This window comes from Streptomyces sp. NPDC104226 (assembly GCF_055584085.1).
This window is the reverse complement of the sequence record NZ_JBVJMS010000002.1, coordinates 712,055-738,549: the sequence shown is the minus strand read 5'-3', so window position 1 is coordinate 738,549 and position 26,495 is coordinate 712,055. Positions and strand designations below refer to the sequence as shown.

The following is a 26,495-nucleotide window of genomic DNA, read 5'->3' as shown; positions in this document are numbered from 1 at the left end:
GGACCCCCGTGCTCCACCTCGCATTCCCCGCGGGCCCCGTCGCGTCCGGTTCCGACCGGCCGCGGCGGGGCTTGTGGTCGTTCCTGCTGCGCCGTGAGCGCTCCGCCCCACCGCAGGCCCCGCCCGCGCCGTCGGAGCCGTACCGGCACGCGTACACGTACGGCCACCCTTCCGAGGCGGGCGGCCCGCCGCCCACCGTGACCGAGCTCTACCACGCCCACCGGCTGCCGATGGTCCGGCTGGCGGTGCTGCTGGTCGACGACCTCGGTACCGCCGAGGACGTGGTGCAGGACGCCTTCACGGCGCTGTACCGGCGCCACGGCGAGCGGATCACGGAAGTGGACAACGCCCTGGGCTACCTGCGCACGGCCGTCGTCAACACGGCCCGCTCCGTGCTCCGCCGCCGCCGGACCGCCCGCGCGTGGATCCCGCAGGCACCCGCCGACGTACCCTCCGCCGAAGCGTCCGTGGTCCTCGACGAGGCGCACCGCGAGGTCCTCGCCGCGCTGGGGCGGCTGACGCCGAGGCGGCGGCAGGTCCTGGTGCTGCGCTACTGGGCCGACCTCAGCGAGGCGGAGATCGCCGAGACGCTGGGAATCAGCCGGGGGGCGGTCAAATCGAACGCGAGCCGCGGGCTGGACGCGATGGAACGGATTCTGGAGGGTCGGACATGACGCGTGGACAGGAGCCGCCCACGGGACCGGGCCGCGAGCCGTCGGGCGTGTACGGGTCCTCCGGGGCGCACACTCCCTCCGGGGCACACTTCTCCTCCGGGGCGCAGGCCGAGCGGCCGGTGGAGCGCCGGCTGCGCCAGGCCCTCGACGCCCGCGCGGCCGGGATCACCGTGCGCGACCTGCGCCCCGCGCAGCCGCCGGCGCCCGGCGGGCTGCGCCTGCCGTGGGCCTGGCCGCGCGGGTTCACGCTGCCCCTGGCGGGGCTGGCGGCCGCCGCCGCGGTGGTGGTGGGGTACGCCGTACTGGCGCCGGACGCCCCGGTCCGCCCCGGCCCGGCGCCCGTACCCCCCGCCGCGCCGCCGTCGGCCTCGCCGACCGGCTCGACACCGGGGCCGGTTCAGGACGGCCCGTCCCCGCACCCGTCCCCGTCCGTCGCCCCGTCTGCGTCGCCGTCGTCTTCGTCCCCGCCGCGTCTGCCTTCGGCCGCGCCCTCGAACTCGTACGTGCCCACCCCGAACCCCTCGCGGGCTCCGCGGTCCGGTACGGGGGCGCCGCAGCCGAGTTCCACCCCTTCCGCCCCCTCGGCCTCGCCCTCGTCCCCGCCGTCCACGGCTTCACCGGGCCGCCGCTGAGCGGACGGGACGGCACACATGCCCGAACCATGCGCCGATGGTGATCAGTTGGCCGCATCCTTGGATCCTGCGGAAGCATGCGAACGGGGGAGCGCGGGATGTGGTCAATGGTGTCGTCGGGCGGGGTCCCGGCGGGGGAGCGGTTCGACTGGTACGCCGACATCATCTCGCGCGAGGTGATGCCGGCCGCCCTCAGCAGCGAACGGCCGGCCGACTTCCAGGGCGAGGCCGCCGTGGTGGACCTGGGGTCCCTGCGCGCGTCCAAGTTCACCCTGTCGCCCCTGCGTTCGCGGCGCACGCCCGCACTGATCCGGCGCGGTGATCCGGAGCAGTACCAGCTGGCCCTGCTGCGCACGGGCGTCACGTCGATGTCCCAGCACCGCAACACGTGCACGGTCGGGGCCGGGGACCTCATGCTGTGGGACACCTCGCTCCCCTCCGACAACACGATGCACGCGGACGGCGGCCAGGTACGGGCGACGATCCTGATGCTTCCCCGGGACGTCCTGCCGCTGCGTCCCGAACGGCTGGAACGGCTGCTGGCCCGCCGGATACCGGGCGACCGCGGAGTCGCGGCGATCCTGGCCTCCTTCATGGCCGCCCTGGAGGACCACGCCGCCGAATGCGAGCCCGAGGAACTGGCCCGGCTGGGCACGGTCGCCGTCGACCTCGCCACGGCATGTCTGGCCCAGCACCTGGACGCCGAGGACCGGATCCCCTCCGAAGCCCGGGCGGAAGTCCTCCTGCGGCGGATCGACGCCTTCATCGAGCACAACCTCGGCGACCCGGAACTGGGGCCGCCCGCGATCGCGGCCCGCCACAACATCTCGGTGCGCGGCCTCCACCAGCTCTTCCGGGGGCAGGGGGAGACCGTCCAGGCCAGGATCCGCAGGCGCCGCCTGGAACGCTGCCGCACCGACCTGGGTCGTCCCGAACTCGCCGCGCACCGGGTGCAGTCCATCGCCGCCCGCTGGGGCTTCGGCGGACCCGTGGTCTTCAGCAGGGCGTTCCGCGAGGCGTACGGACTCACGCCCACGGAGTACCGTGCGCTGAGCGCCGGGGGTCCGCACGGGGACGGAGTCTAGGCTCGTCCCATGAACGACACGACACACGGCATACGGATCCGCCCGGGCGGCCCGGCGGACGTCCCGGCCATTCTGGACATGCTCGACGGGGCCGTGGCCTGGATGAACGCCCGCGGGAACACCGAGCAGTGGGGCACGACCCCGTACTCGCTGATTCCCGGCGGGGTGGAGCGGGTCCAGCGGTACACGACCGAGAACTCCCCGTACGTCGCGGAGTTGGCCGGGGTGCCCGTCGGAGCCCTGGTGCTGGACTCCGGGCCGAGCCCGAAGATGCCGATGATCGCACCCGCCGGGGAACCCGAACGGTACGTCCGGCTGCTGGTCTCCGACCGGCGGTACGCCGGCCTGGGCGTCGGTGCCGCGCTGCTGGCCCGGGCCGTGGAGGAGACCAGGCGGGCCGGCGTGGAGCTGCTGCGGGTCGACTGCTGGGCGGGCGGCACGGGCGAGCTGGTCGCGTACTACGAGCGGAACGGCTTCACCCGCACCGACCCGTTCCTCTCCGGCAGCTGGCCGGGCCAGGTGCTGGCCCAGCGGGTCTAGCCACGGCCAAGTGCAGTCAGTGGTAGTCGAGTTCGGGGCTGTCGCTGCCGCGCCCGCCGCTGTGTGCCGACGGGCGCGCAGCGGCCGTGGGTTAAGATCACCCATGGCGCAATGGAAGTTCAGCGCCTGTGCAGCACCGCGCGGAGGACCGGGGGTACGCCCTGCCTTCGCCGCCGGTTCGGCCGCGCGTGCGAGCACTGCTCCGCCGGTCGCGCCCGCTCTGAGGATCTCCAGAGCGCATTCTTCCGCCAGCGCGCCACCGGCCGGCATCGATCCGCACTGCCCGTAACCGCCCTTACGAGCCTCGCCGATCCGTCGTCGACCGGTGCAGGCTCCTTGCTGGAGACCATGTGAAAATCCTCCCCGAGATTTCTCGTACCCTCAGCGAATACCTCCTCATCCCGGGCCTGACCACAGAAGACTGCACACCGGACACCGTGGATCTCGGGGCGCCGGTGGTGCGTCACCGGGTCGGCGAGGAACCGGGAATCCGGGTCGCCACACCCCTGGTGAGCGCCATCATGCAGGCGGTCTCGTCACCGGCGCTGGCGGTGGCACTGGCACAGGTCGGGGGATTGTCGTTCATCCACCAGAACCAGCAGATCGAGGACCAGGCCGCGGACGTGCTGGCGGTGAAGCGGCACAGGGCCGGGCAGGGCGACGGTCAGGCCCACGAGACCTATCACCGCGCGACGTTGGACGGCGCGCGGCGTCTGCGTGTGGGCGCGGGCATCAACTCCCGGGACTTCAAGGACCGCATCCCCGCCCTGGCGGAAGCGGGCGCGGACGTGCTGTGCCTGGACTCCTCCGACGGATACTCCGTACACCAGGCGAGGACGCTCGAGTTCGCGCGGGAGACGTACGGGGAGGACGTCTTCGTCGGAGCGGGCAACGTCGTCGACGGCAGGGCCTTCCGCTACCTGGCCGATGCGGGCGCGGCGTTCGTGAAGGTCGGGATCGGGGGCGGGGCCATCTGCACCACCCGGGCGCAGAAGGGCATCGGCCGCGGGCAGGCCTCCGCGCTGATCGACGTGGTCCAGGCGCGCGACGCCTACGCCCGGGAGACCGGTGCGTACGTGCCGTTGTGCTGTGACGGCGGCCTGCTCGACGACTCGCACATGGCGATGGCGCTCGCGATGGGGGCCGACTTCGTCATGCTCGGCCGCTACTTCGCCCGGCTCGACGAGAGCCCGTCGCGGAAGCTGCAGATCGGCGGCCAGTGGTACAAGGAGTACTGGGGCGAGGGTTCGCGGCGCGCGCAGAACGAGGCCCGTTACGGCCAGCGCGGCCGGATGGTCTTCGAAGAGGGCGTCGACGGCTACGTGCCCTACGCCGGCGGCCTCCACGACAACGTGGAGCGGACCCGGGCGAAGATCACCTCGACGATGATCAGCTGCGGGTCGACCAGCCTGCGGGACTTCCACCGCGATGCGGTGCTGGTACCGGTCTCCGCGGAGTCGTTCAAGCAGACGGGCGCCGAGGTGCAGCTGCGCCACCCCGCCGTCGACTTCGGGGAATGATCCGGCCGGCCCCGGGCGCCTCGGCCCCGGGGCCGAGGGCCGCCCGTACGGAGACGACCTAGCCGGCCGGGACTACCGCCGGGGTGTTCTTCACCGCGGCCACCAGCAGGGCGAGCTCCGGAGTGCGCGCCGCCTCGTCCAGGGCCTCGCGCAGGGCGGTGTCGTTGGTGGGGCGGGCCTCGGCCAGGAGCGCCAAGCCGGCCGGGCTGACGTCGGTGTAGATGCCCCGGCGGTCCGTGTCGCACAGGTAGCGGCTCAGCAGCCCGCGGTCCTCCAGGCGGCTGACCAGCCGGGTCGTGGCGCTCTGGCTGAGCACCACCGCGTCCGCGACCTGGTGCATGCGCAGGTGGCCGCCCGGGCCGCTGTGCTGGCGGCTGAGGACGTCGAGCAGGGAGTACTCGCGCACGCTCAGGTCGTGTCCCGCCTGGAGCGCGCGCTCGATGTGCGTCTCGATGCGTCCGTGCAGGAGGGAGAGGGCGCACCAGCCCTGGGAGAGGGCGGTGAGTGCGCTGTCCGTGGCCGTCATGGGCGGTCCTCCTCGAAGGCGTGTGGCTGACTCCAGGATAGGGCACGTCTGCAATTGCCCGCGCTTGCAAATATCCCGCGTATGCAATTAATGTGGGCGCAGGCAACCCGCTGCGGCAATCGCCGCGCCGACCGCCTCCGCCCCCCCTCCCCTGAAGCTTCCGCAGCTCCTGAAGGGCACCCCTCATGCCTCTCGCACTCCTCGCACTCGCCATCGGCGCCTTCGGGATCGGCACCACCGAATTCGTGATCATGGGCCTCCTCCCCGAGGTCGCCGGCACGTACGGCGTCTCGATCCCCACCGCCGGCTTCCTGGTCACCGGCTACGCCCTCGGCGTGGTCCTCGGCGCCCCGCTGATGACCGTGCTCGGCACCCGCATCCCGCGCAAGCGCATGCTGATGCTGCTCATGGGCCTGTTCATCGTGGGCAACGTGCTCTCCGCCCTCGCCCCCGCCTTCGGCGTCATGCTCGCCGGACGCGTCGTCGCCTCCCTCGCCCACGGCGCCTTCTTCGGCATCGGCGCGGTCGTCGCCGCCGAGCTCGTCGCCCCCGAGAAGAAGGCCGGAGCCATCGCCATGATGTTCACCGGCCTCACCGTCGCGAACGTCGTCGGCGTCCCGCTCGGCACCCTGGTCGGCCAGCACCTCGGGTGGCGCGTCACCTTCCTGATCGTCGCCTCGCTCGGCCTCCTCGGACTGCTCGGCATCGCGCGGCTCGTCCCCGACCTGCCCCGCCCCGAGGGGGTACGCATCCGCCACGAGCTGGCCGCGTTCCGCAACGTCCAGGTGCTCCTGGCCATGGGCATGACCGTCCTCGGCTTCGGCGGGGTCTTCGCCGCCATCACCTACATCACCCCGATGATGACCAACGTCGCCGGCTTCGCCGACACCTCCGTCACCTGGCTGCTCGTCCTCCTCGGCCTCGGCATGGTCGCGGGCAACCTCGTCGGCGGCCGCTTCGCCGACCGCGCACTGATGCCGATGCTGTACACCTCGCTCGGCGCGCTCGCCGTGGTCCTGGCCGCCTTCACCCTCACCGCCCACACCCGGGCCGGAGCCGCCGCGACCCTCTTCCTCATCGGGGCCCTCGGCTTCGCCACCGTGCCGCCGCTGCAGAAGCGGGTCCTCGACCAGGCCGCCGGCGCCCCCACCCTGGCCTCCGCCGTCAACATCGGCGCCTTCAACCTCGGCAACGCCCTCGCCGCCTGGCTCGGCGGACTCGTCATCGCCGCCGGACTCGGCTGGACCGCCCCGAACTGGGTCGGCGCGGCCCTGGCCGGCTCCGCCCTCGCCCTCGCCCTGGTGTCCGGAGCGCTGGAACGGCGTACGGGGACCCGCGCGGGCGCCGAAGGCACCAGCCGCGTCATCGCGGCCGGCACCCCGGCAGCCACCGCCATCCCGGCCCACCACTGACCCACCACCACGCCCCCACATCACAGGAGCCCCACATGTCCACCCCCACCCCCACCCCCACCCCCACCCCCACCCCCACCTCCACCTCCACCCTGACCCGTACCGCCGTCGCGCCGCTGACCACTGCGGACGCCGAGGCGCTGGTGGCCGTGGCCACCGCCGCCGCCGGAGCCGCCGGGGTCGCGGTCAGCGTCACCGTGCTCGACGCGGGCGGCCACCCGCTCGCCTTCCGGCGCGACGACCGGGCCGTGCTGATCTCGGGCGAGACCAGCACCCGCAAGGCCTTCACGGCCCTGCAGCTCGACGCCCCGACCGCCGACCTCGTCGACGCCGTCCAGCCCGGCGGCCCCTTCCACACGCTGCCCACCGCCCTGGACCGGCCGCTGCTGTTCATCGCGGGCGGCCTCCCGGTCCACCGCGACGGCCGGCTCATCGGCGCCATCGGCGTCGGCGGCGGAGCCCCGACCCAGGACCACGCCTTCGCGGAGTCCGCACTCACCGCCCTGGCCTGACCGCCGCCTCCCAGGCCTCCGGGTCGCGCGTCGGGGTCCCCCGTGCCACGTTGGTACGGGGGAAAGGTGCATGATGCGGCAGACAGAGCAGCACGGGCGGAGCCACGGCATCGCGACGGCAGTAGTCGCCGCGCTGGTCACCCTTGTCGCCGTTCCCGGCTGTGCGTCCGGGGCGCCCGGTCCGGGGGAAGCCCGGGCACCGGCTGCGGGGAGCACCCCGCCCGCCGCCCCGGCGAGCGCGACGGCATCCGCCGCGACCCCGGCCGCGCCCTCCTCCCCGCAGGCTCCGACGCCCTCGCCGACGCCCGCCCTTCCGCTGTCCGAGGCCCCGCGCACCGTCCCCGCCGTACGGGAGCACGTGCCGGCCCGCGGCCCCGGCTGGCGGCCCGGCCCCGAGGCGCGGGTCGTCGTACCGCCGGCCGACAGTGCGGCCCTGGCGGACGAGGGCAAGCTGCTCGCCGGGGAGCTGCACATCGGATTCGCCGCGTCGGCCACCCCGCGCAAGGGGGACGTGGAACTCGCCCTCGGGCCGAAGGGCTCCGGCACTCCCGAGTCGTACACCCTCACCGTCAGCGACGGGCAGGTCCGCATCACCGGACCCGACCAGGCCGGGGTGTTCTACGGCACCCGCACCCTCAAACAGGAGGTGAGCGGCGGCGGTTCGGCTCCGGAAGGCATCGTGCGCGACGCCCCGGCCAAGCCGCAGCGCGGGCTCAACCTCGACATAGCCCGCAAGTACTTCACCCCGGACTGGATCGAGGACCGGCTGCGCGAGATGGCCGACCTGAAGCTCAACCAGCTCGGCCTGCACTTCTCCGACGACCAGGCCTTCCGGATCGAGTCCGACACCCACCCCGAGATCGTCTCCACCCCCCACCTCACCAAGGCGCAGGTGCGCGAGATCACGGCGCTCGCCGCCCGGCTGCACATCGCGGTCGTCCCCGAGATCGACTCGCCCGGCCACCTCGGAGCGGTGCTGCGCGCGTACCCCGGGCTGCAACTGCGCGACGTCCAGGGCCGGGCGGTCAAGGGCGCGGTCGACATCGCGAACCCGGCAGCGGCGAAACTCGTCGACGAACTCCTGCGCGAGTACCTGCCGTTGTTCCCCGGCGCGATCTGGAACGTGGGTGCCGACGAGTACCAGGCCCTGGTCTACCGCGATCCGCAGACCTCCTTCCCGCAGCTCACCGCCGCCGCCCGGCAGCGGTACGGGCCCACCGCGCGGGTCCAGGACCTGGCGACGGGCTGGCTGAACGACCGTGCGGCCGTGGTCCGTTCGGCGGGCCGGGCACCGGCGGCATGGAACGACGGCTTCTTCACCGGCGGGATCGCCCAGCCGGCCGGGGACATCCAGGTCGAGTACTGGACGGGCAAGGAGATCGGGGCCCGGCCGCCGCTGGAGTACCTGCGCGAGGGCCGCAAGGTCGTCAACCTCAACGACGAGTACCTCTACTACGTGCTCGGGGAGCCGAACCAGTTCACGTACCCCGACGGCCGTCGCATCTACGAGCAGTGGACCCCGCTCGTCCTGCGCGGCACCACGGCCGTGCCCGCGCGGTACAACGGGCAGATCCTGGGCGCGCGCTTCGCCGTCTGGTGCGATCTGGCCGCATCCCAGACCCAGGCCCAGGTCGCGGCCGGCATCCGGCTCCCCCTCGCCGCTCTGTCCCAGAAGGTCTGGGACGCCCGCACCCCGGCCCTGGACTGGCCGGCCTTCAAGGCCCTGGCCGACCGCCTGTAGCGCGGCCGCCTGTAGCGCGGCCGGTCGGACGCGGCCGCACCCTCGGCCTCCCGGCTGTCGAAACCCGCTCGCCGGGCGGCGTCCGCTTTGGTTGGATGCGGGCATGGACGCCAGCACGCCGCCCTCGCCCGACGGCTACGAGATCTCCACCGACCCCGGCCGCCTCGACCCGGAGCTGATCCACCGGTGGCTGTCCGAGGACGCCTACTGGGCGCTCGGCCGGAGCCGGGAGAAGCAGGACGCCGCCATCGAGGGGTCCCTCAACTTCGGGGTCTACGAAGCCGTGTCCGGTCTCCAGGTGGCCTACGCCCGCGTCATCACCGACCGCGCCACTTTCGCGTGGCTCTGCGACGTGTACGTGGACCGGGGCGTACGGGGCAAGGGGCTGGGCACCGCCCTGGCGGGGGCGGTACGGGACCACCTCGCCCCGTACGGGCTGCGCAGGATCCTGCTGGCGACCGCGGACGCCCACGAGGTGTACGCGAAGGTCGGCTTCGAGCCGCTCACGGCACCGGAGAAGTGGATGGCGCTGGGCGTGCAGTAGGGCGCGGGCGCAGAGAGACCCTGGCGTGCGCCTACCAGATGGAGTTGACCCACTCCGGGTGGTCGATGAACGGGTTGCGGTTGTGCTGGTAGGTGTCGTAGATGACCTGGTTGCGGCGCTGCTCGAAGGCGTCCGGCGGGTCCTGCAGGTTCCACTGCTTCAGCACGCTGATCTTGCCGAAGAGGGGCGCGCTGCCGTTGTTGACCTTGTCGTTCATCTCCAGGTCGGCGAAACCGTCACCACCGTCGTAGCGCACGGCCATGTAGAGCAGCATGCGCGCGACGTCGCCCTTGACCGCGTTCCGCGGCTCGAAGGAGTCGGCGTCGGTCAGGCTGCCGGGGGCCTCGGAGACCGGGCCGCCGCCCATGTCGAAGTCCTTGTTCCCGCGGGTGCTGTTGACGGTGACGTCCTCGGGCCTGAGGTGGTGCAGGTCGGTCCCGGGGCCGGTGGCGGTCCCGAAGTCGCCGTGGCTCTTGGCCCAGACGTGCTCGCGGTTCCAGTCGTTGACGCCGCCGCCGTTGGTGGACTTGGACTGGGAGCGGCCCGAGTAGACCAGGATGACGTTGTTGGAGTTCGCCGGGTCCTGGTCGGTGACCTTCAGGGCGTTCCACACGCCGTCGTACGTCACCTTGGACTGGTTCTTGATGATGTTGTGCAGTGCCGTCTTCAGTGCGGCGCCGGTCTTGCCCTCGGCGGCGGCGTAGTACGTGTCGACGGCGGAGGCCGAAGCCTGGGCCGAAGCCGCCGCGGGGGCTGCGGCCGTGTGCTGCTGGCCGGCCGAGGCGGAGGCCGGGACCAGTATCAGGGACGCGGCCGCGAGGCCGGCTGCCCAGGGGGCAACGCGCGAGATTCTCATCACGTGGGGGGTACCTCTCCACACGCACCGCTCCCGCCCGGGGAATTGGCGGGGTGTCAGGTGGCAGAGCGAGATTCACATTGTCATGTGCCCTACAGGTAAAAAGCACGTGTCGGGAGGCAGGATTTTCTACGCGCGTCATGCGGGGTGATTGGCGTAAGAGTCCCTATGCAGGACGGGGCGGTGCGGGCACGGTGGCGGAGGCCACACCGTGAACAGCCCGACCAGGAGCAGCCCATGGCACCGAAGATCCTCATCGTGACCGGCGACGCGGCGGAATCCCTCGAAGTCCTCTACCCCTACCAGCGGTTGATCGAGGAGGGGTACGAGGTCCACATCGCGGCGCCGGCGGTGAAGAAGCTGCGCTTCGTCGTACACGACTTCGAGGACGGCTTCGACACCTACACCGAGAAGCCCGGCTACACCTGGCCCGCCGACATCGCCTTCGCGGACGTCGACCCGGGGGAGTACGCGGCGCTCGTCGTGCCCGGCGGACGCGCCCCGGAGTACCTGCGCAACGACCCCGAGGTGCGGCGGATCCTGTCGGCCTTCGCCGGCGACGACAAGCCGATCGCGCAGATCTGCCACGGCCCCCTGATCGCCGCCGCGGCCGGCGCGCTCGACGGCCGCAGGGTCACGGCCTACCCGGCGCTGGAGCTGGACGTGAAGGCGGCCGGGGCCACCTTCGAGGACTCCGAAGCCGTGGTCGACGGCACGCTGGTGTCGGCCCGTGCCTGGCCCGACCACTCCGCCTGGATGCGGGAGTTCCTGACCGTCCTGCGCGGCAAGGCCCCGGTTTCGGGAGGGTGAGCTCCGCCGCCCCCTTGTGAAGGATCGCGCCCGGTGGGTGCTGACGACTGCCGGGTACTGCCCTGGAGCGTGACCGGTGTGGTGGCGTGTGAAGCCTCGACTCACCTCATGCGCACGGCAGTTGCAAGGGGTCGATCATGACGGGGCGATGAGGGGGGCATCGGTGCGGTCGCGGCGCTGGGAGGCGCCGCGCTCGTCGGAGCCGGGGCGCCGCTCGCCCGGGTGCAGGAGGCGGCCCGGGCGGCGGTGCCCGTGGGCAGATCCGGAAGATCGACGCCGCGGACGGGCGGGTTCTGGCCACTCACCGGGCCGCGACCGGTACCGCCTTCGTCGACGACGCCGTCGTCGGCCCCTGAGCGGGGACGGCCGCCGGGCCCGCTTCGTCGAGCGGATCGCCGACCCGCGCTTCGGCGAGCCGACGGCGGTCGCGGTGCACGGCGGCCGGCCCTACGGGGTCAACGCCCGCTTCGACGCCGACTGGTCGGACCCGGCCACCGCCTCGGAGGTCGTCAGCTGCCCGCCGTGATGGCCGGCGCGGGCTCGTACTTGTAGTCCGGGCCGAAGTTCTTCTTCACGGCCGCTTCCCAGGTGCCGTCCTCGACCATCTTGCGGAGCGCGTTGTTGATCTTGACCTGGAGCTCGGAGCTGCCCTTCTTCATGCCGATCCCGTAGTTCTCGCTGCTCAGCCTCAGCCCGATCAGCCGGAACTTGCCCTCGTTGCCCTTGCGGGCGGTGTAGCCGGCCAGGATGGAGTTGTCCGTGGTCATGGCGTCCACCAGACCGTCCTTGAGGGCGACGACGCATTCGGAGTAGCCGCCGAGCTCCAGGAGGCTCGCCTTGGGGGCCAGGTTCTTCCTGACGTTCTCCGCCGAGGTCGAGCCGGTCACCGAGCACAGCCGCTTGGCGGGGTTGTTGAGGTCCTCGGCCTTGGTGATCGTGGCGTCGTCGGCGCGGACCATCAGGTCCTGGTGCGCGAGGAAGTACGGTCCGGCGAAGTCGACCTTCTGCTTGCGCTTGTCGTTGATCGAGTAGCTGGCCGCCACGATCTGGACCTCGTTGTACTCGATGAGGAGCTCGCGGTCGTTGCTGAGGACCTCCTTGAAGACGATCCGGTCCTTCGAGTAGCCGAGCTCCTTGGCCACGTACGTCGCCACGTCCACGTCGAAACCGGTGAAGGTGCCGTCCGGCTCCCGCATGCCGACGCCCGGCTGGTCGAACTTGATGCCGACGGCGAGGGTCCCCTGGTCATCGTCACCGCCACAAGCCGATGCGGTCAGGGAGAGACCGATCACTGCGGCGATGGCGCCGGCCTTGGGAACCTTCATGCTGCACTCTTTCCTGGGGTACGCGGATACGCGGAGTCCCGGAGGCCCGGTCGGGCGGTGCCGCGCGGCAGCGCGCGGAGCGCACCGGGACCGGCCCGGGGTGCGGGGAACCGCACGGGCTGGTGGACGCGTATATGAGGAAGCTAGGAAGGTGCCGGGCGCAGTGTCACGGCATCTGAGCAAATCTTGAGGGTAACGATCCGGAATGGCTGCAGATCCTGCGGCGCATCCGGTTATCGACGGGAGAGGAGCCGGTCGGGTGACCAAGGGCGGGGTAGGCGGGGTACGGGTCGAGGGGAACGCACTGCTGCTGGGCGAGGGGGCGCAGGTCCGGTTCATGCGGACGCTGCGGCTGCCGGAGACCGGTACGCACAATCTGCCCCCGGGGCTGGGGGAGTTCCCGCTGCGGCGGGTCGAGGACTATCCGGACACGGTCCCCGCGGACTGGCTCGCCAAGGGCGGGGTGATGCTTCCCGTGTACCTGCGCGAGGCGATGTGGCTCAGCTTCGGCGGGACCCGGGAGCCCACCGCGCTCCAGGTCGGCGTGGGCAAGGTGTGTGCCGTCTCCGGCGAGCGGTGGACGGGCGAACTGGGGCGCAAGCCGCAGAACTACCTCGTGCTGCCGCGCCAGCCGTGGCTGGACGGGATCAATTCGGGCACGGGTACGGTCCGCCAGTTCGTCGCCGTCCCGCTGGGGCTCGGTGCCACGGTGGAGGGCCAGGTCACCGGTGAGGAGACCGCGGGCGGCGTACAGCTCCAGGCCTTCCCGCTCGGGGCGAAGGCGCTGGAGCGGTGGCGGGAGGAGGAGCGGGCGCGCACGGCCGGGACCGGCCGGGTCGGCGGCGCTCCCTACGGGACGCTGCCGCCGGGCGGCTACGGGGGCGGCGGCTACGGGGCGGCCCCGGGCATGCCGGTGCCGGGCATGCCGATGCCGGCGCCGATGGCGGCACCGGCTCCGGGCGGGATCCCCGCAGCGCCCGCTGCTCAGGCCGCGGCCGGGGGACCGCTGCGCCGCTCGCGGGGCGGGCCCGCCCCGCAGGCTGCCCCGGCGATGGGGCTCGGCGTCGGCGGCTCCATGCGGCAGGAGGTGTACCGCGACGACCGCAAGGCCAAGGAGTGGGCGTCCGAGCCGGCCGCGCGGGTCTTCGTCCACCTGGTGACCCCGCCCGCGTGGCGCCGGATCACCGGGGAGGAGCCGCCGCCCTCGCCGGTGGACCGGGCCGCCTACACGCAGGCCGGGCTGCCGTGGTTCGACTACTACGACGAGGATGCCGCCGATCTCGCCCCCTCCGACACGCTCGGCGGGGTGCAGCCGGTCGGCGAATGGCTCGGCGCCGACGAGGCCCCGTGGGCGGAGCCGGCGCCCGGCCAGGTCGCACCCCTGGGGAACGCGCCCCGGCCGGGCAAGCCGGTCCAGGACGGCGACTGGTAGCCGGCACGGGTTCCCGCTGCCCCGGCCCGCCCCGCGGACCGGCCGCCGCGTACCCGGACTGGCCGGGAACGTATGGTCGTTCGACGCCCGGGGCGTGACCCGTGACAGCATGGGCGGGCAACACACGGTGGTCGGAGGGGGAGTTCGGTGAGCGGAGTACGCAAGGGCCTGGCCAAGGTGGAGATCGCGCTGCGGTGGGATCCCAGCCCGGCGGGGGCGCCCGTCCACGACCTCGACCTGCTCGCCGCGGTCTACGCCGCGGCGGATCCGCACGGGGACCCCGTCCACCTGGTGCACTTCGGCAGCCGGTCGCCCGACGGCACCATCACGCTGAACCGGGACAGCAGGACCGGTCAGGGGCTGGGCTTCGACGAGGTCATGACCCTCGAACTGACCCGGATCGCCGACGAGTTGAACAGGGTCGTGGTGGGAGTGGTGATCCAGCGGCCGGGTGGCGGGCCGGCGCTGACCTTCGACGAGGTCGCGGGGAAGGGCCTGCGCATCCGGGAGGGCTACACCGATCTCGCGGTGGACGACCTCACCGGCTTCGGCGCGGCGAGTGCGGTCACGGTCGCCGAGTTCACCCGCGACGGTGACGGGGTCTGGTCCCTGGATCCGACCCTACGGGGCTTCGACGCCGACCCGGAGGAGTTCGCCCGGGAGATGGGCGCGGCCCGCAACTGACCCGGCCGCACGGGCTCGCCGGCCGGGCGGCGGCCCGTACGGGAGCCCGGGCGGCGGCCCGTACGACAACCCGTACAACGGCCCGGACAGCCACGCGGACCGGTCGGCGGTCACTCCGCGAGGGAGTGCCCGCCGACCGGTCCGGGGGCTGCGCTGCCACCGTCCCCACGAGGCAGCGCGAGCGGGTCACCGTCCGGTCATCGGGGACGGCGGCCCGCTGGTTCAGGGGGCCCCTGGTTCGGGGCCCGGTTCAGGCGCCCGGTCCGGGAGCCCGGTCCGCCGCGGGCGGGGCCGCGCCCAGCACCGGCAGCAGGCACGCGTCGACGAACCGCACGAGGTACTCGGCGTCCGCGTAGCGGCCCTCCAGCACGGGCCGGATGCGCAGCACGCCCATCAGCTGCGCCGGCAGGAACTCCACGGCGGGGTGTCCGGCGGCGAGCTCGCCCCGGGCCACGGCCCGCGCCACGATTGAGTCGAACGCCGCCAGCTCCGGCTCCACCAGAGCCTCGCGCAGGGCCGCCTTCAGCTCCTCGTCGCTCAGCACCGCGTGCCCGAGGGCCTGCATCAGCCGGGTGTCGCGCCCCGAGGTGCAGGCGGCGATCCGGGCCGCCTCGCGCAGGTCGCCCGGCAGGGTTCCGGTGTCCACCGCGGCGAGGGTCCCGCGCCGGTCCGCGCGCAGGGCGGCGGCGACGAGCTGCGGTTTGGTCTTCCACTGCCGGTAGAGCGTGGACTTTCCGCAGGCGGCCCGGGCGGCGATCTTCTCCATGGTCAGCGCCTCGTAGCCGTCCTCGCGCAGCTGCTCCAGGACGGCGTCGTAGAGCTGCTGCTCGCGCTCCGGAGTGATCTTGGAGCGGCGCGCGGGGGCCGGGGCGGCTTCCGGCGTCGGCGACGTCATGGGGCGGCTCTCCTCGATGCTGCGTGCAGGCCTGGGTGGCCGGGTGGGCCCTGGTCATGATGGCCGATTTTTTTCGGTCGCGGGGCAGCGGGCTCTAGTGAAAGTCTACGGGAACGCGAGCGTATCGGTACACACTCGTATCGATACGAGAATGTATCGATACACTGGTGTGTCGATTGTGAGCCAGAGCTGTGTACAGGAAGCGAGACCGGGGGATGACCTCCCAGACCACACCCGTCGGGGCCGGCGCGGGGCCGGGCGCCCGCCCCCGGGCCATACGCGAGCTCCTGCTCGTCGTGGGCCTCTTCGCGGTCTACAAGTGCGGCCGTACGCTCGCCACCGGCCGCACGGACGAGGCCTTCCGCAACGCCACCCGGATCTGGGACGCCGAGCGCACCCTGCACCTGCCCGGCGAAGGCCTGGTCCAGAGCCTGCTCCTGCACGGCGACGCCCTCGTGCACACCGCGAACACCTACTACGCGGCCGTGCACTTCCCCGCCACGGTGCTCTTCCTCGTCTGGCTCTACGTACGCCGCCCCGCGCACTACCTCTGGACCCGCCGCGTCCTGGCCGTCCTGACCGGCGCGGCCCTCGTCATCCACCTGGCCTTCCCCCTCGCACCCCCGCGGATGCTGGGCGAAGCCCACCTGATCGACACCGGCCAGGTCTACGGCCCGACCGTCTACGGGGCCGCGCCCGCCACCGACACCATGGCCAACCAGTTCGCCGCGATGCCCTCGCTGCACTTCGGATGGGCCCTGATGCTGGCCCTCGGCATGATCGCCGCCACCTCCTCGCGGTGGCGCGCCCTGTGGCTGCTGCACCCGCTGGTGACCCTGCTCGTGATCGTCGGCACGGCCAACCACTACTGGCTCGACGCCATCGTCGCCACGCTGCTCCTCGGAGCCGCCCTGCTGCTGGTCCCGCGCCCGGTCGGCCGGTCGCTCGTCGCCCGGCGGAGCGTGCCGGTCCAGCGTTCCGCGGAGCTGCCCGCGGCGGCGGGTGCGGGTGCGGGTCCGGGCGCACCGGGGACCGTAGAGCCGGTGGAGCACCCGGAGCCGGTGGAGCCCGTAGGAGCGGTCCGGTGAACGCCACGGTCCTCGCCGTCCTGCTCTGCCTCGCCGCGGCCATCGCCTACGCGGCCGCCGCCGTGGCCCAGGAACGCCTCGCCCGCCGCGCCGTCGCCCGCAGCACCGCGGCACTGCTCGGCAACGGCGCCTGGTGGTGGTCGGCCGGCCTGAACGCCGCCGCCGCGCTCCTGCACGCCGCCGCCCTGCGGTACGGGCCGCTCACCCTGGTCCAGCCGCTCGGCGCGCTCACCCTCGTCGCCGCCGTACCGCTGGGCGCCCGCGGCGCCGGAAGGCGGGTCGTCGCCAGCGAGTGGCGCGGCACCCTGGCCACCGTCGTCGGCCTCGGCCTGCTCCTGCTGCCCGCCTCCGGCCCGTCCCCCGACGAGACCCTGACCCTGACCGAGGCGCTCGCCGTCTCCGGAGCCACGGCCGCGGTGATCATGCTGCTGACCGCACGGACCGAAACCCGCTCGGGCCTGCGCCACGCGACGGCTTCCGGGCTGGCCTCGGCGGCGGCCTCCGCCCTGACCCAGACCGTCGCCGTGGCGGGTGGTCGGGGCGGGTCCCTGCTCAGCGTCCGTGTCGTCTCCGTGGGACTGCTCGTGGTGGTCTTCGCCGTTGGCGGGATGCTCCTGTCCCAGCGGGCCTACCGGGGCGGCCTCGGCGCCCCGCTCGCGGTGGTCAACCTGACCAACCCGCTGGCCGCGGCCGCGATCGGCATGATCCTGCTCGGCGAACGCATCCACGGCGGTGCGTTCGGAGTCCTGTTGGCCGTGGCCGGGGCGCTCGCGGCGGCCCGGGGCGTGCTCTTGCTCACCCGGACCCCGCAGCAGACGAAGGTCGCCGCGACCGGCGCCGGATCCCAAGCCGGACCCCACCTCGGGCCCCAGCCCGGACCCCAAGTCGCGTCTCAGGCCGCGCCGAGGGCCCGTGTGGCAGCATGAGCCGCATGGCTGCCGACGACGGTTCGTTCCTCTCGCTCCGCTCCAAGAACTCGATCCTCTCCATCGGTTCGGTGGGCTCGATCCTCTCCATCGGATCGGTCGGCAGCGTGCTGTCGGTCGGTTCGATCGGCTCGTCGCTGTCGGCCGCGTCGGTGGGTTCCGTGCTGAGCGCGGGCTCGTTCGCCTCCGCCCAGTCGACGCTGTCGGTGCTGTCCTGGCGCTCGCGCGGCGGCTTCCTGGCGGCGGGAGCGGGTGCGGGAGCGGCGGTGCTGGGCCTCGTGGCGCTGGCCGCCCTCAGGCCCGCCGCCGCATCCCGGCGGGCCGGCTGAGAACCGTTTCGCCTGTTCACGCGTCTCCCCCTGTGAGACCTGAACGGACGGCGCGCGCACGACGGCGCGCACATCGAAGCGGAGTGAACGGGCATGGGCATCATCGGCTGGATCATCCTCGGACTGCTGGCGGGCGGAATCGCCAAGGTCCTGCTGCCCGGCCGTGACCCGGGCGGCCTGATCGGCACCACCCTCATCGGTATCGCCGGAGCCTTCACCGGCGGCTGGCTCTCGGCGAAGTTCCTGGACCGGAACATCCAGAACGACTTCTTCGACCTCGCGACCTGGGGTTCCGCCATCGCGGGCTCCCTGGTCCTCCTCATCGCCTACCGCATCCTCTTCGGCAACTCCCGCAACTGACCGACCTACCCCGCCGCCTGCCGGGGGTCAGTGCTCCATGTAGGCCACCGTGCCGGTACGGCGGGCCACGTCGATCTCCCGTAGGCGGGCGAAGTTCGCGGGGCTCATGAGCGCCTCCCACTCCCGCACCGAGTGGACCCGTACCTCGCTGTGCTCCTCGGGGTCGAGGACGATGGCGGCGATCTGTTCGTCGGTGAGGGTGCCTCCGTCGAAGAGGAAGCCGACGTGGTTCGCGGGCCAGGCCTCGCCCCGGTGGGCGATGAACTGTGTACCCAACAGCTTCCGCTCGCCCTCGAAGGCGATGCCCGTCTCCTCCAGGCACTCCCGGAGCGCACACTCCCAGGGCGTCTCGCCGTGGTCCATGTTCCCGCCGGGCCACTGCCAGGTCTCCGTGGAGTACGTCGCACGCAGCTGCACCGGGCGGCCGCCGGTGTCGGTGAAGTAGAGGCAGGCGTAACCGGTCGCCCGGGGGATGGTCTTGACGTACTCGGCGGGCGGGAGCCACACGGACACCGTTCCACCTCCGTCCGGGCCTAGGCCGTCTCTTTCGGATCTTGCCGGGCCCGCGGTGTCCGGCACCGCGCCCGGCCGCACTGCCGGGGCGACCGAGTACGCCCAGTACGCGAGCGCCCCGACAGCACGCCCAGGCACGGCACCGGACACCGCGGACTCGGCCGACAAGATCCGAAAGAGACGGCCTAGGCCCCTCGGGGACATCGGGCAGGCACACTACCCACGGTGTGCGGCGCCCACGCGCGGGGCCCTGGACGGGGGCCGGGATGTCCACGTCCCGGTACGGGTGCACCGGCGTCGGTGGTGGCGTTTACGATGACCGGCCATGGACAGCAGTGAGGCCGGCAGACGGTTGATCGACGGGCGATTCGAACTCGCCCGCCCCCTGGGCAGCGGCGGTATGGGGACGGTGTGGCTCGCGCGCGACATCGCGCTCGACCGGGAGGTCGCCCTCAAGGAGGTGCGGCCGCCGGACCCGGCGACCGCCGCGGCGCAGCCCGGGCTCGTCGTCCAACTGCGCGAACGGGCCGTCCGTGAGGCCCGGGCGCTCGCCCGGCTCGCCCACCCGAACGTGGTCACGATCCACCACATCGTGGAGCCCGATCCCGGCTCCGACGGCCATCCCTGGATCGTGATGGAGCTCGTCCGGGGCGGCTCCCTGGCCGACCGGCTGGAGGCCGGGCCGATGCCGGTCGCGGACGTGCTGCGCCTCGGGCTCGACCTGCTCTCCGCGCTGCGGGCCGCCCACGCCGAGGGGGTGCTGCACCGCGACGTGAAACCGGCCAACGTGCTTCTGCGCCCCGCCGGCTCCGCGGTGCTCACCGACTTCGGGATCGCCGCCCTGCACGGAGCGACCGGGCTGACCTCGACCGGGGCCCTGATCGGCTCGCCGGAGTACATCGCGCCCGAGCGGGCGCGCGGCGAGGAGGGACTCGCCGCCTCCGACCTGTGGTCGCTCGGGATGCTGCTGTACGTGGCCGCGGAGGGGGTGCATCCGCTGCGCCGGGCCACCAGCCTGGCCACTGTGGTCGCGGTGCTCGACGAGCCGATCCCCGCGCCGGTCCGGTCCGGCCCGCTGGGCCCCGTACTGGAACGGCTGCTGGTGCGGGACCTGTCCGTGCGGCCCGACGCCGAGGAGCTGGAAGCGCTGCTCCGCAGTGCGAGCAGTGCTCTCGACGCCGGCTCCCCGGTGGTGCCGACGGGCTCCTTCGGAAGCTTCGGGCCGGCCGTCACGACCCTGGATCCCGCCATGGGATCCGTACCGATGTCGGTGGCGGCGCACGGCCCCGCTCAGACACCGCCGACGCCGACTCCGTTCGTGCCCGGCGCGGGCAACCCGTACGCGTTCACCGTCCCCGTGACCCTCTCCGCGCCGACCTCTCCGCGCCGCCGCCGTCGCCCGGCCCTGCTCGCCGGACTCCTCGCGGTGGTCCTGGCCGCGGGCGTCGTCGGCCTCGTCAAGGGACTGCCCGGCGGGAACGCCGGCGGCACCGCGGGCAAGGGCGGCGACACGAAGGCCGCGAACACCCCGTCCGCCTCCGGCCCGGCCTCCCCGGCCCAGGGCACCGCGGTGGCCCTGACGCCCGCCCCCACACCGAAGGCGAGCACGCCCAAGCCGGTCACCCCGCCCAAGGGCAGCCTGATCGACCCGGCCAACATCCGTACCGCCGTCGAGGCGCTCAAGCAGCAGACGGGCACCACCACCTTCGTCAACATGCGGGTCTACGACGAGTACGTGCTCGCCGACATCCCCACCGCACCCGGAGCCAAGACCGTCGACTCCTGGCAGTACCGCGGAGGCGCCGCCAAGCGCACCGGCCCTTCCGGCACCGTGAAGCCCGGCGATCCGCTCATGGACATGGCGGCGCTCGACTGGGACGCCCTGCCCGCCCTGCTCGCCGAGTCGACGAAGGAGCTCGGCGTCGACAACCCGAGCTCCCGCTACCTCAACGTCTCGCCCTGGATGAACGACCCCGCCGTCCGGCCCTACTTGAGCGACGAGTACGGACAGGGCGGCTACGTCCTCGCCGGCACCGACTTCAAGATCAAGAAGGTCTACCGGAGCTGAGCCCCGGGCCCGGGTGTGGTCCATACGGACCACGGGCTGATGCGCCCGCCGAGGGGGGCCCGCATGCTGGCCATGACGGTGCGCCCGGGGAAGACCCCGGCCGGTCTCGGAGGCTGCGATGGACGTTCAGGCGTTGCTCGATCGTGCCGCGATCGGCGAGCTCCTCGACCGGTATGCGCGCGTCTTCGACGAGCGGGACTTCACCGAGGTGCTGCCGACGCTGTTCAGCGCGGACTGCACGGTCGAGCTTCCGCCGGGTAGCCATCAGGGACTCGGCGGCCTGAATGCGTTCCTCGGCGCCGTCATGGCACCGTTCGACCGCACACTGCACTCGTTCGGCAACTACATCATCGACCTGCGGGGCGACCAGGCCGGCTATCGCGCCAACGCGCAGATCACTCACCTCGTGAGCGAGGCCGGAGGTGCGGTCGACGATGTCTTCACCGTGGGCGCGGTGCTGACGGGGGTGGCGACACGGACACGGGACGGCTGGAGGCCGGCCACCACGACCCTCGACCCGGTGTGGCGTCAGGGCGAGGGCCCTGGTCCTGAGATGCAGGTGTGAAGGTTCGCCCTCGTCACGGATGACGGATGACGGACTCGGCCTCAGTAGGCGCCGTTGACGTTGTCGATCGAACCGTAGCGGGCCGCCGCGTAGTTGCAGGCGGCCGTGATGTTGGCGACCGGGTCGTAGGAGTCCATCGGGGTGCCGGGGACGTGATAGGCCTTGAAGGTCGGGTCGATGACCTGGAGGAGCCCCTTGGAGGGGATGCCGGCCGCCGCGTTGGAGTCCCAGTTGTTGATGGCCAGCGGATTCCCCGAGGATTCGCGCATGACGTTGCGGTGAATTCCCTCGTAGCTTCCGGGAATTCCGTGCTGCGCCATGACGTCGAGCGACTCCCGGATCCAGCCGTCGAGGTTGTTCGCGTAACCGGTGGCGGCCTTGGCCGCGGCCGGCGCGGCGGCGGGGGCGGCCCCGGTGAGGTTCAGCTTCAGGCCGGGGCGGATGGCCGCGGGGTTGGCGCCGACGATGCTCTTGTTGGCTTCGTACAGCTGCTGCCAGCCGCCGCCTATGGAGTGCTCGGCCGCGATCTTGCTCAGGGTGTCACCGCTGACCACGGAGTACGTCGTCGGGGCGACGGCGGCCTTGGCCGTCTCGGCCGCCCCGGCCGTGGTCGCGCCGATCAGCGGGAGGGCCAGCGCGGCACCGCCCGTACCGGCGAGGGCCAGCTTGCGGGTGAGTGCGTGGTGCTGCTTCGGCCGACGGTGCTTTCCCTGTCCGGGCATGGCGGAATTCCTCACGTGGGGGACGGAAGAGCCCTGGTGGAGGCCGGATTCGGCAGCTGACCACCGGGAATGAGGTGACCGTAGGCGAGCCCGCCGGGCCGGAACAAGACATGAATTCGACCGGGAGATCAACTTCTCGGATTCGGCCCGGCGGATGACCTTGGAAAGGGATGCGGGAATTCGTGAATATCCAACCGGGAAAAGGGAATCGTCCCTCGCGGGGAAATGATGTTGACGACCCCGGCGTGACTCACATCACGGGCCGGCGGGCGGCGGTTCAATTCGGGCAAGTCGCCCGTCGCCGGGGCCGATTCGGGCGACCCGCCCGTTGGCGGCGAATCGCCCATCCCGGGTCAATCAGCCCTCGTAGGTGATCGTGCCGTCCTCGTCCATCGCGGGGTGGATCCTGGTCGGTCCCCCCCCGTCCTCCTCCTCGTCCGACGGCCGCGGACCCTCCGGCCCGTCCGGCCCGATCCGCACCAGCCGGCGCATCCGGACGAGTCGCAGCTCGCGGCCGTCGTCGAGCCGCACCGCGTTCGCGTCCCCGGCCGCCCGAAACTCCGCCGCCGCACGCTCGTACCCCGCCCGCCGGGGCTCCGGCAGCTCCGCCCCTTGCAGCGCGGACGTGGCGGGCCAGAGCCAGGTCAGGATGTGCACCAGCGCCCTGCGGGCCGCGTGCGGGCTCGGCAGCACCGCGGATGCGGGCTCCCAGCCCGTCGCGGTGCGCTCCAGCACCCGGTAGCCGGTCGGCAGCAGCACGGTCCCGGCGTGCGTGCGCAGTGCGCGCCGCGAGTCCGCCCGTACCTCGGCCGGGTAGCGGGGGCTGCGGTAGTGCAGGCCCATCAGTGCGAGCCGCTCGGAGGCCTCCATGACGCTCGCCGCCGCGATGTGGTCGATCACGAAGCCCAGGTCGATCTCGGGGTCCCGGGTCCCGAGCTCCCAGTCGCGCACGACCGGCTCCGGATCGGTGGGGCGGGGCGGCTCCGGCCCGTCCGCGTTGCTGTAGATGATCTCCTCGCAGCGCACCACGCGGTAGCGGGTGTCGGCCGCGACGACCTCGTCGACGGTCTCGGTCTCCAGCCGTGCGACGGCGGCCAGGAGCTCCCGGCGGACCGCCCGGTCGTCGGTGTCGTCCTTGGCCCGGAACCACAGGGCGGAGTTCAGCCGGTCCCGGGCGCCCTGCGGATACCCGCACGTGACCGGAGCCAGCACCTGCCACCGGTGCCCGCCGCCCGCCTCCTGGGCGGCGACCCCGAAGAGCGGGCCCCGGATGATGTAGCGCGTGTACCGCTGCGCGGCGTCGGAGGCGTCGGCCTCCTGCGCGGCCGCCACCGGATGCTCCGCGGGCTCGACGTTGATGTAGAGGTGCTCGCGCCCGGGGGGTACCTCGCTGCTCATGGCGAGCATTCTGGCTCCCGTCGTCGACGGGCCGCCGGAGCATCGTCAACTCGCCCCGGGGTGAGCGAGGTTGTGGTACCGGGGAGGTGGGCTTCAGGAGATCTGCGCCAGTTCCCGCAGGGCCGCGGCGACCGATTCCGTGCCTGCGGGCAGCAGGGGGAGGCGTACGTCAGGGGTCGGGATACGGCCCTGCGCGTACAACACCCCCTTGATCACCGTCGGATTGGGCTCGGCGAAGAGGGTCGCGGAGAGCCGGGCCAGCGCATGGCCCAGGGGGCGTGCCCGGTCCGCTTCGCCCGCCCGCCAGGCGGCCGCGAGCTCGGCGAACCGGCCCGTCGCGAGATGGGCCGACGCGAGGACCCCGCCCGCCGCACCGAGCGCGAGCAGAGGCGAGAGGAAGGCGTCGTCGCCCGCCAACACCGCGAAACCGTCCGGCAGATCACCGAGCAGTGCCACGGTCTCCCCGTCGAGCGAGCCGACGGCGTACTTCACCCCGGCCACCCCGGGCAGCGCACCGACCGCCCGCAGCAGCGGCGCGTCCAACGGCTGCCCGGTGCGGTACGGGACGTGATAGACGATAAGCGGTACGGGGCTCACCCGTGCCAGCCGCTCGAAGTGCGCCAGCACCCCGGCGGCCGCGGGCCGCACGAACGCGGGCACGGTCACCAGCGCGGCCCGCGCCTCCGGCCACCGCTTCAGCCGGACCAGCGACTCCTCGGCGGCCCGGGTCCCGCTCGCCCCGGCGCCCACGGTCAGCGCCGCCCTGCGCTCCCGGCAGACCCGGGCGCAGACGTCGGTGACGAGGTCGCGCTCGGCCTCGTCGAGGGCGGCCGGCTCGCCGGTGGTGCCCAGCGCCACGATCCCGGTGGCCCCCGCGTCGAGCACTTCGTGGGCGAGCGCCTCCAGGGCGTCGGCGGCGACGTCGCCGGCCGCGGTGAAGGGGGTGATCAGCGGCACGTGGACCCCGTACGGGGCGTACGTGGTAGTGGAGGCGGCGGAGGCGGGTGCGGACGAGGTCCCGGGCGTCTGGGTCATGGGACGAGCCTGACCCGTCCCGAGCATCGAATCCAGTTCGCGTTTCTTACCCGACCCGTAAGCTGATCCGATGCTCGATGTACGACGTCTGCGCCTCCTGCGCGAACTCGCCCACCGCGGGACCATCGCCGCGGTGGCCGAGGCGCTCTCCTTCAGCCCTTCGGCGGTGTCCCAGCAGCTCTCGGTCCTCGAACGCGAGGCCGGTCTGCCGTTGCTGGAACGCACCGGGCGCCGGGTCCGGCTCACGCCCGCCGGCCAGAACCTGGTCCGGCACGCCGACGCGGTGCTGGAACTGCTGGAGAGGGCCGGCGCCGAGCTCGCGGAGGCGCGCGGCGGACTGGCCGGAGCGCTGCGGATCGGCTCCTTCCCGACCGCGACCAGAGCCGTCGTACCGGAGGCCCTCGCGGAGCTGGCCCGCCGGCACCCGGGACTGGAGCCGATGGTCTCCGAGACCGACCCGGCGGCCGTCGCCGACGCGCTGCGGGCCGGGGACCTGGACGTGGCCCTGATCAACGCGTACGACTTCGTCCCCGAGCCGGAGGAACCGGGCCTCGCCACGGAACCGCTCTACCGCGAGGCCATGTACCTTGCGGCGCCGACCCCGTGGGCGCGCACACCCGCCGCCCCGGCCGACGGGGCGGCTCCCGCGGGGCCGGGCGGAGCCGGGCAGCGGGCGCTGCTCCGTACGCACGCCGACGCGCCCTGGATCACCGCCACGCCCGGCACGCTCTGCCACGCCATGACCGTGCGCGCCTGCGAGGACGCCGGGTTCGTGCCGAGGATCCGCCACCAGGTGGACGAGTTCGCCACCGTCCTCGCCCTGGTCGCGGCCGGCCAGGGGGTGGCCGTGGTCCCGCAGCTGGGGATCACCGGTCGCGCGGACCCGGCCGTGGCGCTCACCCGCCTCGCCATGGAGCGCCGCACCAATGTGGCCTTCCGCAGCGGCGCCGCGGCCCACCCCGCCGTGGCCGCCTTCGACACGGCCCTACGAGTGGCCCTGCCACCCGAACTGTCCGGGGACCACGTCTAGGCCATCTCTTTCGGATCTTGTCAGGCGCGGTGCAACTCCCGCACGCGGGACAGCGCGTGTACGTTGGCGGGGGACCGGCGGAGCCCTCGGGGGCTTCCGGCGGCATCGACGAGACCGTGATCGAGATCGGGGTAGCACGTGACGCATCGCGTACGAGGGGTCATCGCCCGTAGCAAGGGCGCACCGGTGGAGACCACGACGATCCTCGTGCCCGACCCGGGCCCCGGCGAGGCGCTCGTACGGGTCCAGGCCTGCGGGGTCTGCCACACCGACCTGCACTACCGGGAGGGCGGGATCAACGACGAGTACCCCTTCCTCCTCGGACACGAGGCGGCCGGGGTCGTCGAATCCGTCGGCCCGGACGTCACCGACGTGGCCCCCGGCGACTTCGTCGTCCTCAACTGGCGTGCAGTGTGCGGGAATTGTCGGGCCTGCAAGCGCGGCCGGCCCTGGTACTGCTTCGCCACGCACAACGCCACCCAGCCCATGACCCTGGAGGACGGCACCCCGCTCTCCCCGGCCCTCGGCATCGGCGCCTTCGCCGAGAAGACCCTGGTCGCCGCCGGCCAGTGCACCAAGGTGGACCCGGCCGCCTCCCCGGCGGCCGCCGGACTGCTCGGCTGCGGGGTGATGGCCGGCCTGGGCGCGGCCCTGAACACCGGCAACGTCGGCCGCGGCGACTCCGTGGCCGTGATCGGCTGCGGGGGAGTGGGCAACGCCGCCGTCGCCGGGGCCAGGCTGGCCGGAGCCTCCCGCATCATCGCCGTGGACCTGGACGACCGGAAGCTGGAGTGGGCACGCGGACTCGGCGCCACGCACACCGTCAACGGCGGTACGCAGGACGTGGTCAAGGCCATCCAGGAACTCACCGGAGGCAACGGGGCGGACGTGGTCATCGAGGCCGTCGGCCGCCCCGAGACGTACAAGCAGGCGTTCTACGCGCGCGACCTGGCCGGCACGGTGGTGCTGGTCGGCGTCCCGACGCCGGAGATGCAGCTCGAACTCCCGCTGCTGGACGTCTTCGGACGCGGCGGCGCACTGAAGTCCTCCTGGTACGGGGACTGCCTGCCCGAGCGGGACTTCCCGCTGCTCATCGACCTCTACCTGCAAGGCCGGCTCGACCTCGACGCGTTCGTCTCGGAGCGCATCGCCCTGGACGGGGTCGAGGCGGCCTTCGCACGCATGGAACGGGGCGAGGTGCTCCGCTCGGTGGTCGAGTTCTGAACACCCCCGCCCCCGCCCCCGCCCCTGCCAACGCCCCCGCCGACGGCCC

The 26,495-nt window shown here is 73.0% G+C and carries 28 protein-coding genes; 20 read left to right on the top strand and 8 right to left on the bottom strand.

What is annotated here, in order from left to right; all coding sequences use genetic code 11:
• The first annotated feature begins 8 nt into the window (after positions 1 to 8).
• The 5 genes from ACZ60J_RS08680 (at position 9) to ACZ60J_RS08660 (ending at position 4,451) form a co-directional block, all read left to right on the top strand.
• Positions 9 to 674: an RNA polymerase sigma factor gene (locus ACZ60J_RS08680; RefSeq protein WP_469679869.1), complete on the top strand. Its 666-nt coding sequence runs from the start codon at positions 9 to 11 to the stop codon at positions 672 to 674.
• Positions 671 to 1,306, top strand: a complete 636-nt coding sequence (locus ACZ60J_RS08675; RefSeq protein ID WP_469679868.1) for a hypothetical protein — start codon at positions 671 to 673, stop codon at positions 1,304 to 1,306. Before ACZ60J_RS08680 ends, ACZ60J_RS08675 begins: the two co-directional genes overlap by 4 nt.
• A 98-nt stretch (positions 1,307 to 1,404) precedes the next feature.
• Entirely contained in the window at positions 1,405 to 2,391 is a 987-nt protein-coding gene (locus ACZ60J_RS08670; RefSeq protein ID WP_469679866.1) for an AraC-like ligand-binding domain-containing protein, read from the top strand.
• Between the two features lie 9 nt (positions 2,392 to 2,400).
• Positions 2,401 to 2,931, top strand: coding sequence for a GNAT family N-acetyltransferase (locus ACZ60J_RS08665; protein WP_469679865.1), 531 nt, complete (start codon positions 2,401 to 2,403; stop codon positions 2,929 to 2,931).
• Between the two features lie 350 nt (positions 2,932 to 3,281).
• Positions 3,282 to 4,451: an IMP dehydrogenase gene (locus ACZ60J_RS08660; protein ID WP_469679864.1), complete on the top strand. Its 1,170-nt coding sequence runs from the start codon at positions 3,282 to 3,284 to the stop codon at positions 4,449 to 4,451.
• Positions 4,452 to 4,509: 58 nt separating this feature from the next.
• Here ACZ60J_RS08660 and ACZ60J_RS08655 read toward each other — a convergent pair whose 3' ends face one another.
• Positions 4,510 to 4,977 carry a MarR family winged helix-turn-helix transcriptional regulator gene (locus tag ACZ60J_RS08655; RefSeq protein ID WP_469679862.1) on the bottom strand — a complete coding sequence of 156 codons (468 nt, stop codon included), beginning with the start codon at positions 4,975 to 4,977 and terminating at the stop codon, positions 4,510 to 4,512.
• A gap of 185 nt (positions 4,978 to 5,162) precedes the next feature.
• On the opposite strand from ACZ60J_RS08655, the gene ACZ60J_RS08650 reads away from it, so the two are divergent.
• The 4 genes from ACZ60J_RS08650 (at position 5,163) to ACZ60J_RS08635 (ending at position 9,186) form a co-directional block, all read left to right on the top strand.
• A complete protein-coding gene (locus ACZ60J_RS08650) occupies positions 5,163 to 6,389 on the top strand; it encodes an MFS transporter (RefSeq protein ID WP_469679861.1) in 1,227 nt (408 codons plus the stop codon).
• Between the two features lie 35 nt (positions 6,390 to 6,424).
• Complete coding sequence (locus tag ACZ60J_RS08645; RefSeq protein WP_469679859.1) at positions 6,425 to 6,901, top strand: GlcG/HbpS family heme-binding protein; 477 nt, start codon at positions 6,425 to 6,427, stop codon at positions 6,899 to 6,901.
• Between the two features lie 70 nt (positions 6,902 to 6,971).
• Positions 6,972 to 8,642, top strand: coding sequence for a beta-N-acetylhexosaminidase (locus tag ACZ60J_RS08640; RefSeq protein WP_469679857.1), 1,671 nt, complete (start codon positions 6,972 to 6,974; stop codon positions 8,640 to 8,642).
• 103 nt (positions 8,643 to 8,745) lie between these two features.
• On the top strand, positions 8,746 to 9,186 hold the full coding sequence (locus ACZ60J_RS08635) for a GNAT family N-acetyltransferase (protein WP_469679856.1): 441 nt from the start codon (positions 8,746 to 8,748) through the stop codon (positions 9,184 to 9,186).
• A gap of 31 nt (positions 9,187 to 9,217) precedes the next feature.
• On the opposite strand, the gene ACZ60J_RS08630 is transcribed toward ACZ60J_RS08635, so the two are convergent.
• Positions 9,218 to 10,042, bottom strand: coding sequence for an endonuclease I family protein (locus ACZ60J_RS08630; protein WP_469679855.1), 825 nt, complete (start codon positions 10,040 to 10,042; stop codon positions 9,218 to 9,220).
• A gap of 237 nt (positions 10,043 to 10,279) precedes the next feature.
• Here ACZ60J_RS08630 and ACZ60J_RS08625 point away from each other — a divergent pair, with 237 nt between their 5' ends.
• On the top strand, positions 10,280 to 10,852 hold the full coding sequence (locus ACZ60J_RS08625) for a DJ-1/PfpI family protein (protein ID WP_469679853.1): 573 nt from the start codon (positions 10,280 to 10,282) through the stop codon (positions 10,850 to 10,852).
• Between the two features lie 509 nt (positions 10,853 to 11,361).
• Here the strand turns inward: ACZ60J_RS08625 and ACZ60J_RS08620 are convergent.
• Entirely contained in the window at positions 11,362 to 12,177 is an 816-nt protein-coding gene (locus tag ACZ60J_RS08620) for a glutamate ABC transporter substrate-binding protein (RefSeq protein WP_469679851.1), read from the bottom strand.
• A 259-nt stretch (positions 12,178 to 12,436) separates the two neighbouring features.
• Here ACZ60J_RS08620 and ACZ60J_RS08615 point away from each other — a divergent pair, with 259 nt between their 5' ends.
• Positions 12,437 to 13,609, top strand: coding sequence for a hypothetical protein (locus tag ACZ60J_RS08615; RefSeq protein WP_469679849.1), 1,173 nt, complete (start codon positions 12,437 to 12,439; stop codon positions 13,607 to 13,609).
• Positions 13,610 to 13,756: 147 nt separating this feature from the next.
• The gene (locus ACZ60J_RS08610) at positions 13,757 to 14,293 is read left to right on the top strand and encodes a TerD family protein (protein WP_469679847.1); all 537 of its coding nucleotides are present in this window, start codon (positions 13,757 to 13,759) and stop codon (positions 14,291 to 14,293) included.
• 250 nt (positions 14,294 to 14,543) lie between these two features.
• Here ACZ60J_RS08610 and ACZ60J_RS08605 read toward each other — a convergent pair whose 3' ends face one another.
• Positions 14,544 to 15,188, bottom strand: coding sequence for a TetR/AcrR family transcriptional regulator (locus ACZ60J_RS08605; protein WP_469679845.1), 645 nt, complete (start codon positions 15,186 to 15,188; stop codon positions 14,544 to 14,546).
• A gap of 215 nt (positions 15,189 to 15,403) precedes the next feature.
• Here ACZ60J_RS08605 and ACZ60J_RS08600 point away from each other — a divergent pair, with 215 nt between their 5' ends.
• The 4 genes from ACZ60J_RS08600 to ACZ60J_RS08585 all read left to right on the top strand — a co-directional run bounded on the left by ACZ60J_RS08600 (position 15,404) and on the right by ACZ60J_RS08585 (position 17,891).
• Positions 15,404 to 16,276 carry a phosphatase PAP2 family protein gene (locus ACZ60J_RS08600; RefSeq protein WP_469679843.1) on the top strand — a complete coding sequence of 291 codons (873 nt, stop codon included), beginning with the start codon at positions 15,404 to 15,406 and terminating at the stop codon, positions 16,274 to 16,276.
• Positions 16,273 to 17,202 carry a DMT family transporter gene (locus ACZ60J_RS08595; RefSeq protein WP_469679841.1) on the top strand — a complete coding sequence of 310 codons (930 nt, stop codon included), beginning with the start codon at positions 16,273 to 16,275 and terminating at the stop codon, positions 17,200 to 17,202. The genes ACZ60J_RS08600 and ACZ60J_RS08595 overlap by 4 nt, the downstream gene beginning before the upstream one ends.
• Positions 17,203 to 17,207: 5 nt before the next feature.
• Positions 17,208 to 17,531 carry a hypothetical protein gene (locus tag ACZ60J_RS08590; RefSeq protein WP_469679839.1) on the top strand — a complete coding sequence of 108 codons (324 nt, stop codon included), beginning with the start codon at positions 17,208 to 17,210 and terminating at the stop codon, positions 17,529 to 17,531.
• 93 nt (positions 17,532 to 17,624) lie between these two features.
• Entirely contained in the window at positions 17,625 to 17,891 is a 267-nt protein-coding gene (locus ACZ60J_RS08585) for a GlsB/YeaQ/YmgE family stress response membrane protein (protein WP_469679837.1), read from the top strand.
• Between the two features lie 27 nt (positions 17,892 to 17,918).
• Here ACZ60J_RS08585 and ACZ60J_RS08580 read toward each other — a convergent pair whose 3' ends face one another.
• The gene (locus tag ACZ60J_RS08580) at positions 17,919 to 18,404 is read right to left on the bottom strand and encodes an NUDIX domain-containing protein (RefSeq protein WP_469679836.1); all 486 of its coding nucleotides are present in this window, start codon (positions 18,402 to 18,404) and stop codon (positions 17,919 to 17,921) included.
• A gap of 325 nt (positions 18,405 to 18,729) precedes the next feature.
• Here ACZ60J_RS08580 and ACZ60J_RS08575 point away from each other — a divergent pair, with 325 nt between their 5' ends.
• Together ACZ60J_RS08575 and ACZ60J_RS08570 are read left to right on the top strand one after the other, a co-directional pair.
• Complete coding sequence (locus ACZ60J_RS08575; RefSeq protein WP_469679834.1) at positions 18,730 to 20,472, top strand: serine/threonine-protein kinase; 1,743 nt, start codon at positions 18,730 to 18,732, stop codon at positions 20,470 to 20,472.
• Between the two features lie 118 nt (positions 20,473 to 20,590).
• Positions 20,591 to 21,037, top strand: a complete 447-nt coding sequence (locus tag ACZ60J_RS08570; RefSeq protein ID WP_469679833.1) for a nuclear transport factor 2 family protein — start codon at positions 20,591 to 20,593, stop codon at positions 21,035 to 21,037.
• A gap of 41 nt (positions 21,038 to 21,078) precedes the next feature.
• On the opposite strand, the gene ACZ60J_RS08565 is transcribed toward ACZ60J_RS08570, so the two are convergent.
• From ACZ60J_RS08565 to ACZ60J_RS08555, 3 genes are all read right to left on the bottom strand, one after another.
• Positions 21,079 to 21,759 (bottom strand): LysM peptidoglycan-binding domain-containing protein, encoded by a 681-nt coding sequence (locus ACZ60J_RS08565; RefSeq protein ID WP_469679831.1) that lies wholly within the window; start codon positions 21,757 to 21,759, stop codon positions 21,079 to 21,081.
• A gap of 357 nt (positions 21,760 to 22,116) precedes the next feature.
• A complete protein-coding gene (locus tag ACZ60J_RS08560) occupies positions 22,117 to 23,157 on the bottom strand; it encodes a DUF5954 family protein (protein ID WP_469679830.1) in 1,041 nt (346 codons plus the stop codon).
• Between the two features lie 93 nt (positions 23,158 to 23,250).
• Complete coding sequence (locus tag ACZ60J_RS08555; protein WP_469679828.1) at positions 23,251 to 24,192, bottom strand: dihydrodipicolinate synthase family protein; 942 nt, start codon at positions 24,190 to 24,192, stop codon at positions 23,251 to 23,253.
• A gap of 70 nt (positions 24,193 to 24,262) precedes the next feature.
• Here ACZ60J_RS08555 and ACZ60J_RS08550 point away from each other — a divergent pair, with 70 nt between their 5' ends.
• Both ACZ60J_RS08550 and ACZ60J_RS08545 read left to right on the top strand, forming a co-directional pair.
• Entirely contained in the window at positions 24,263 to 25,222 is a 960-nt protein-coding gene (locus ACZ60J_RS08550; RefSeq protein WP_469679826.1) for a LysR substrate-binding domain-containing protein, read from the top strand.
• Positions 25,223 to 25,360: 138 nt separating this feature from the next.
• Entirely contained in the window at positions 25,361 to 26,446 is a 1,086-nt protein-coding gene (locus tag ACZ60J_RS08545; protein ID WP_469679825.1) for an S-(hydroxymethyl)mycothiol dehydrogenase, read from the top strand.
• The last annotated feature ends 49 nt before the right edge of the window (positions 26,447 to 26,495 follow it).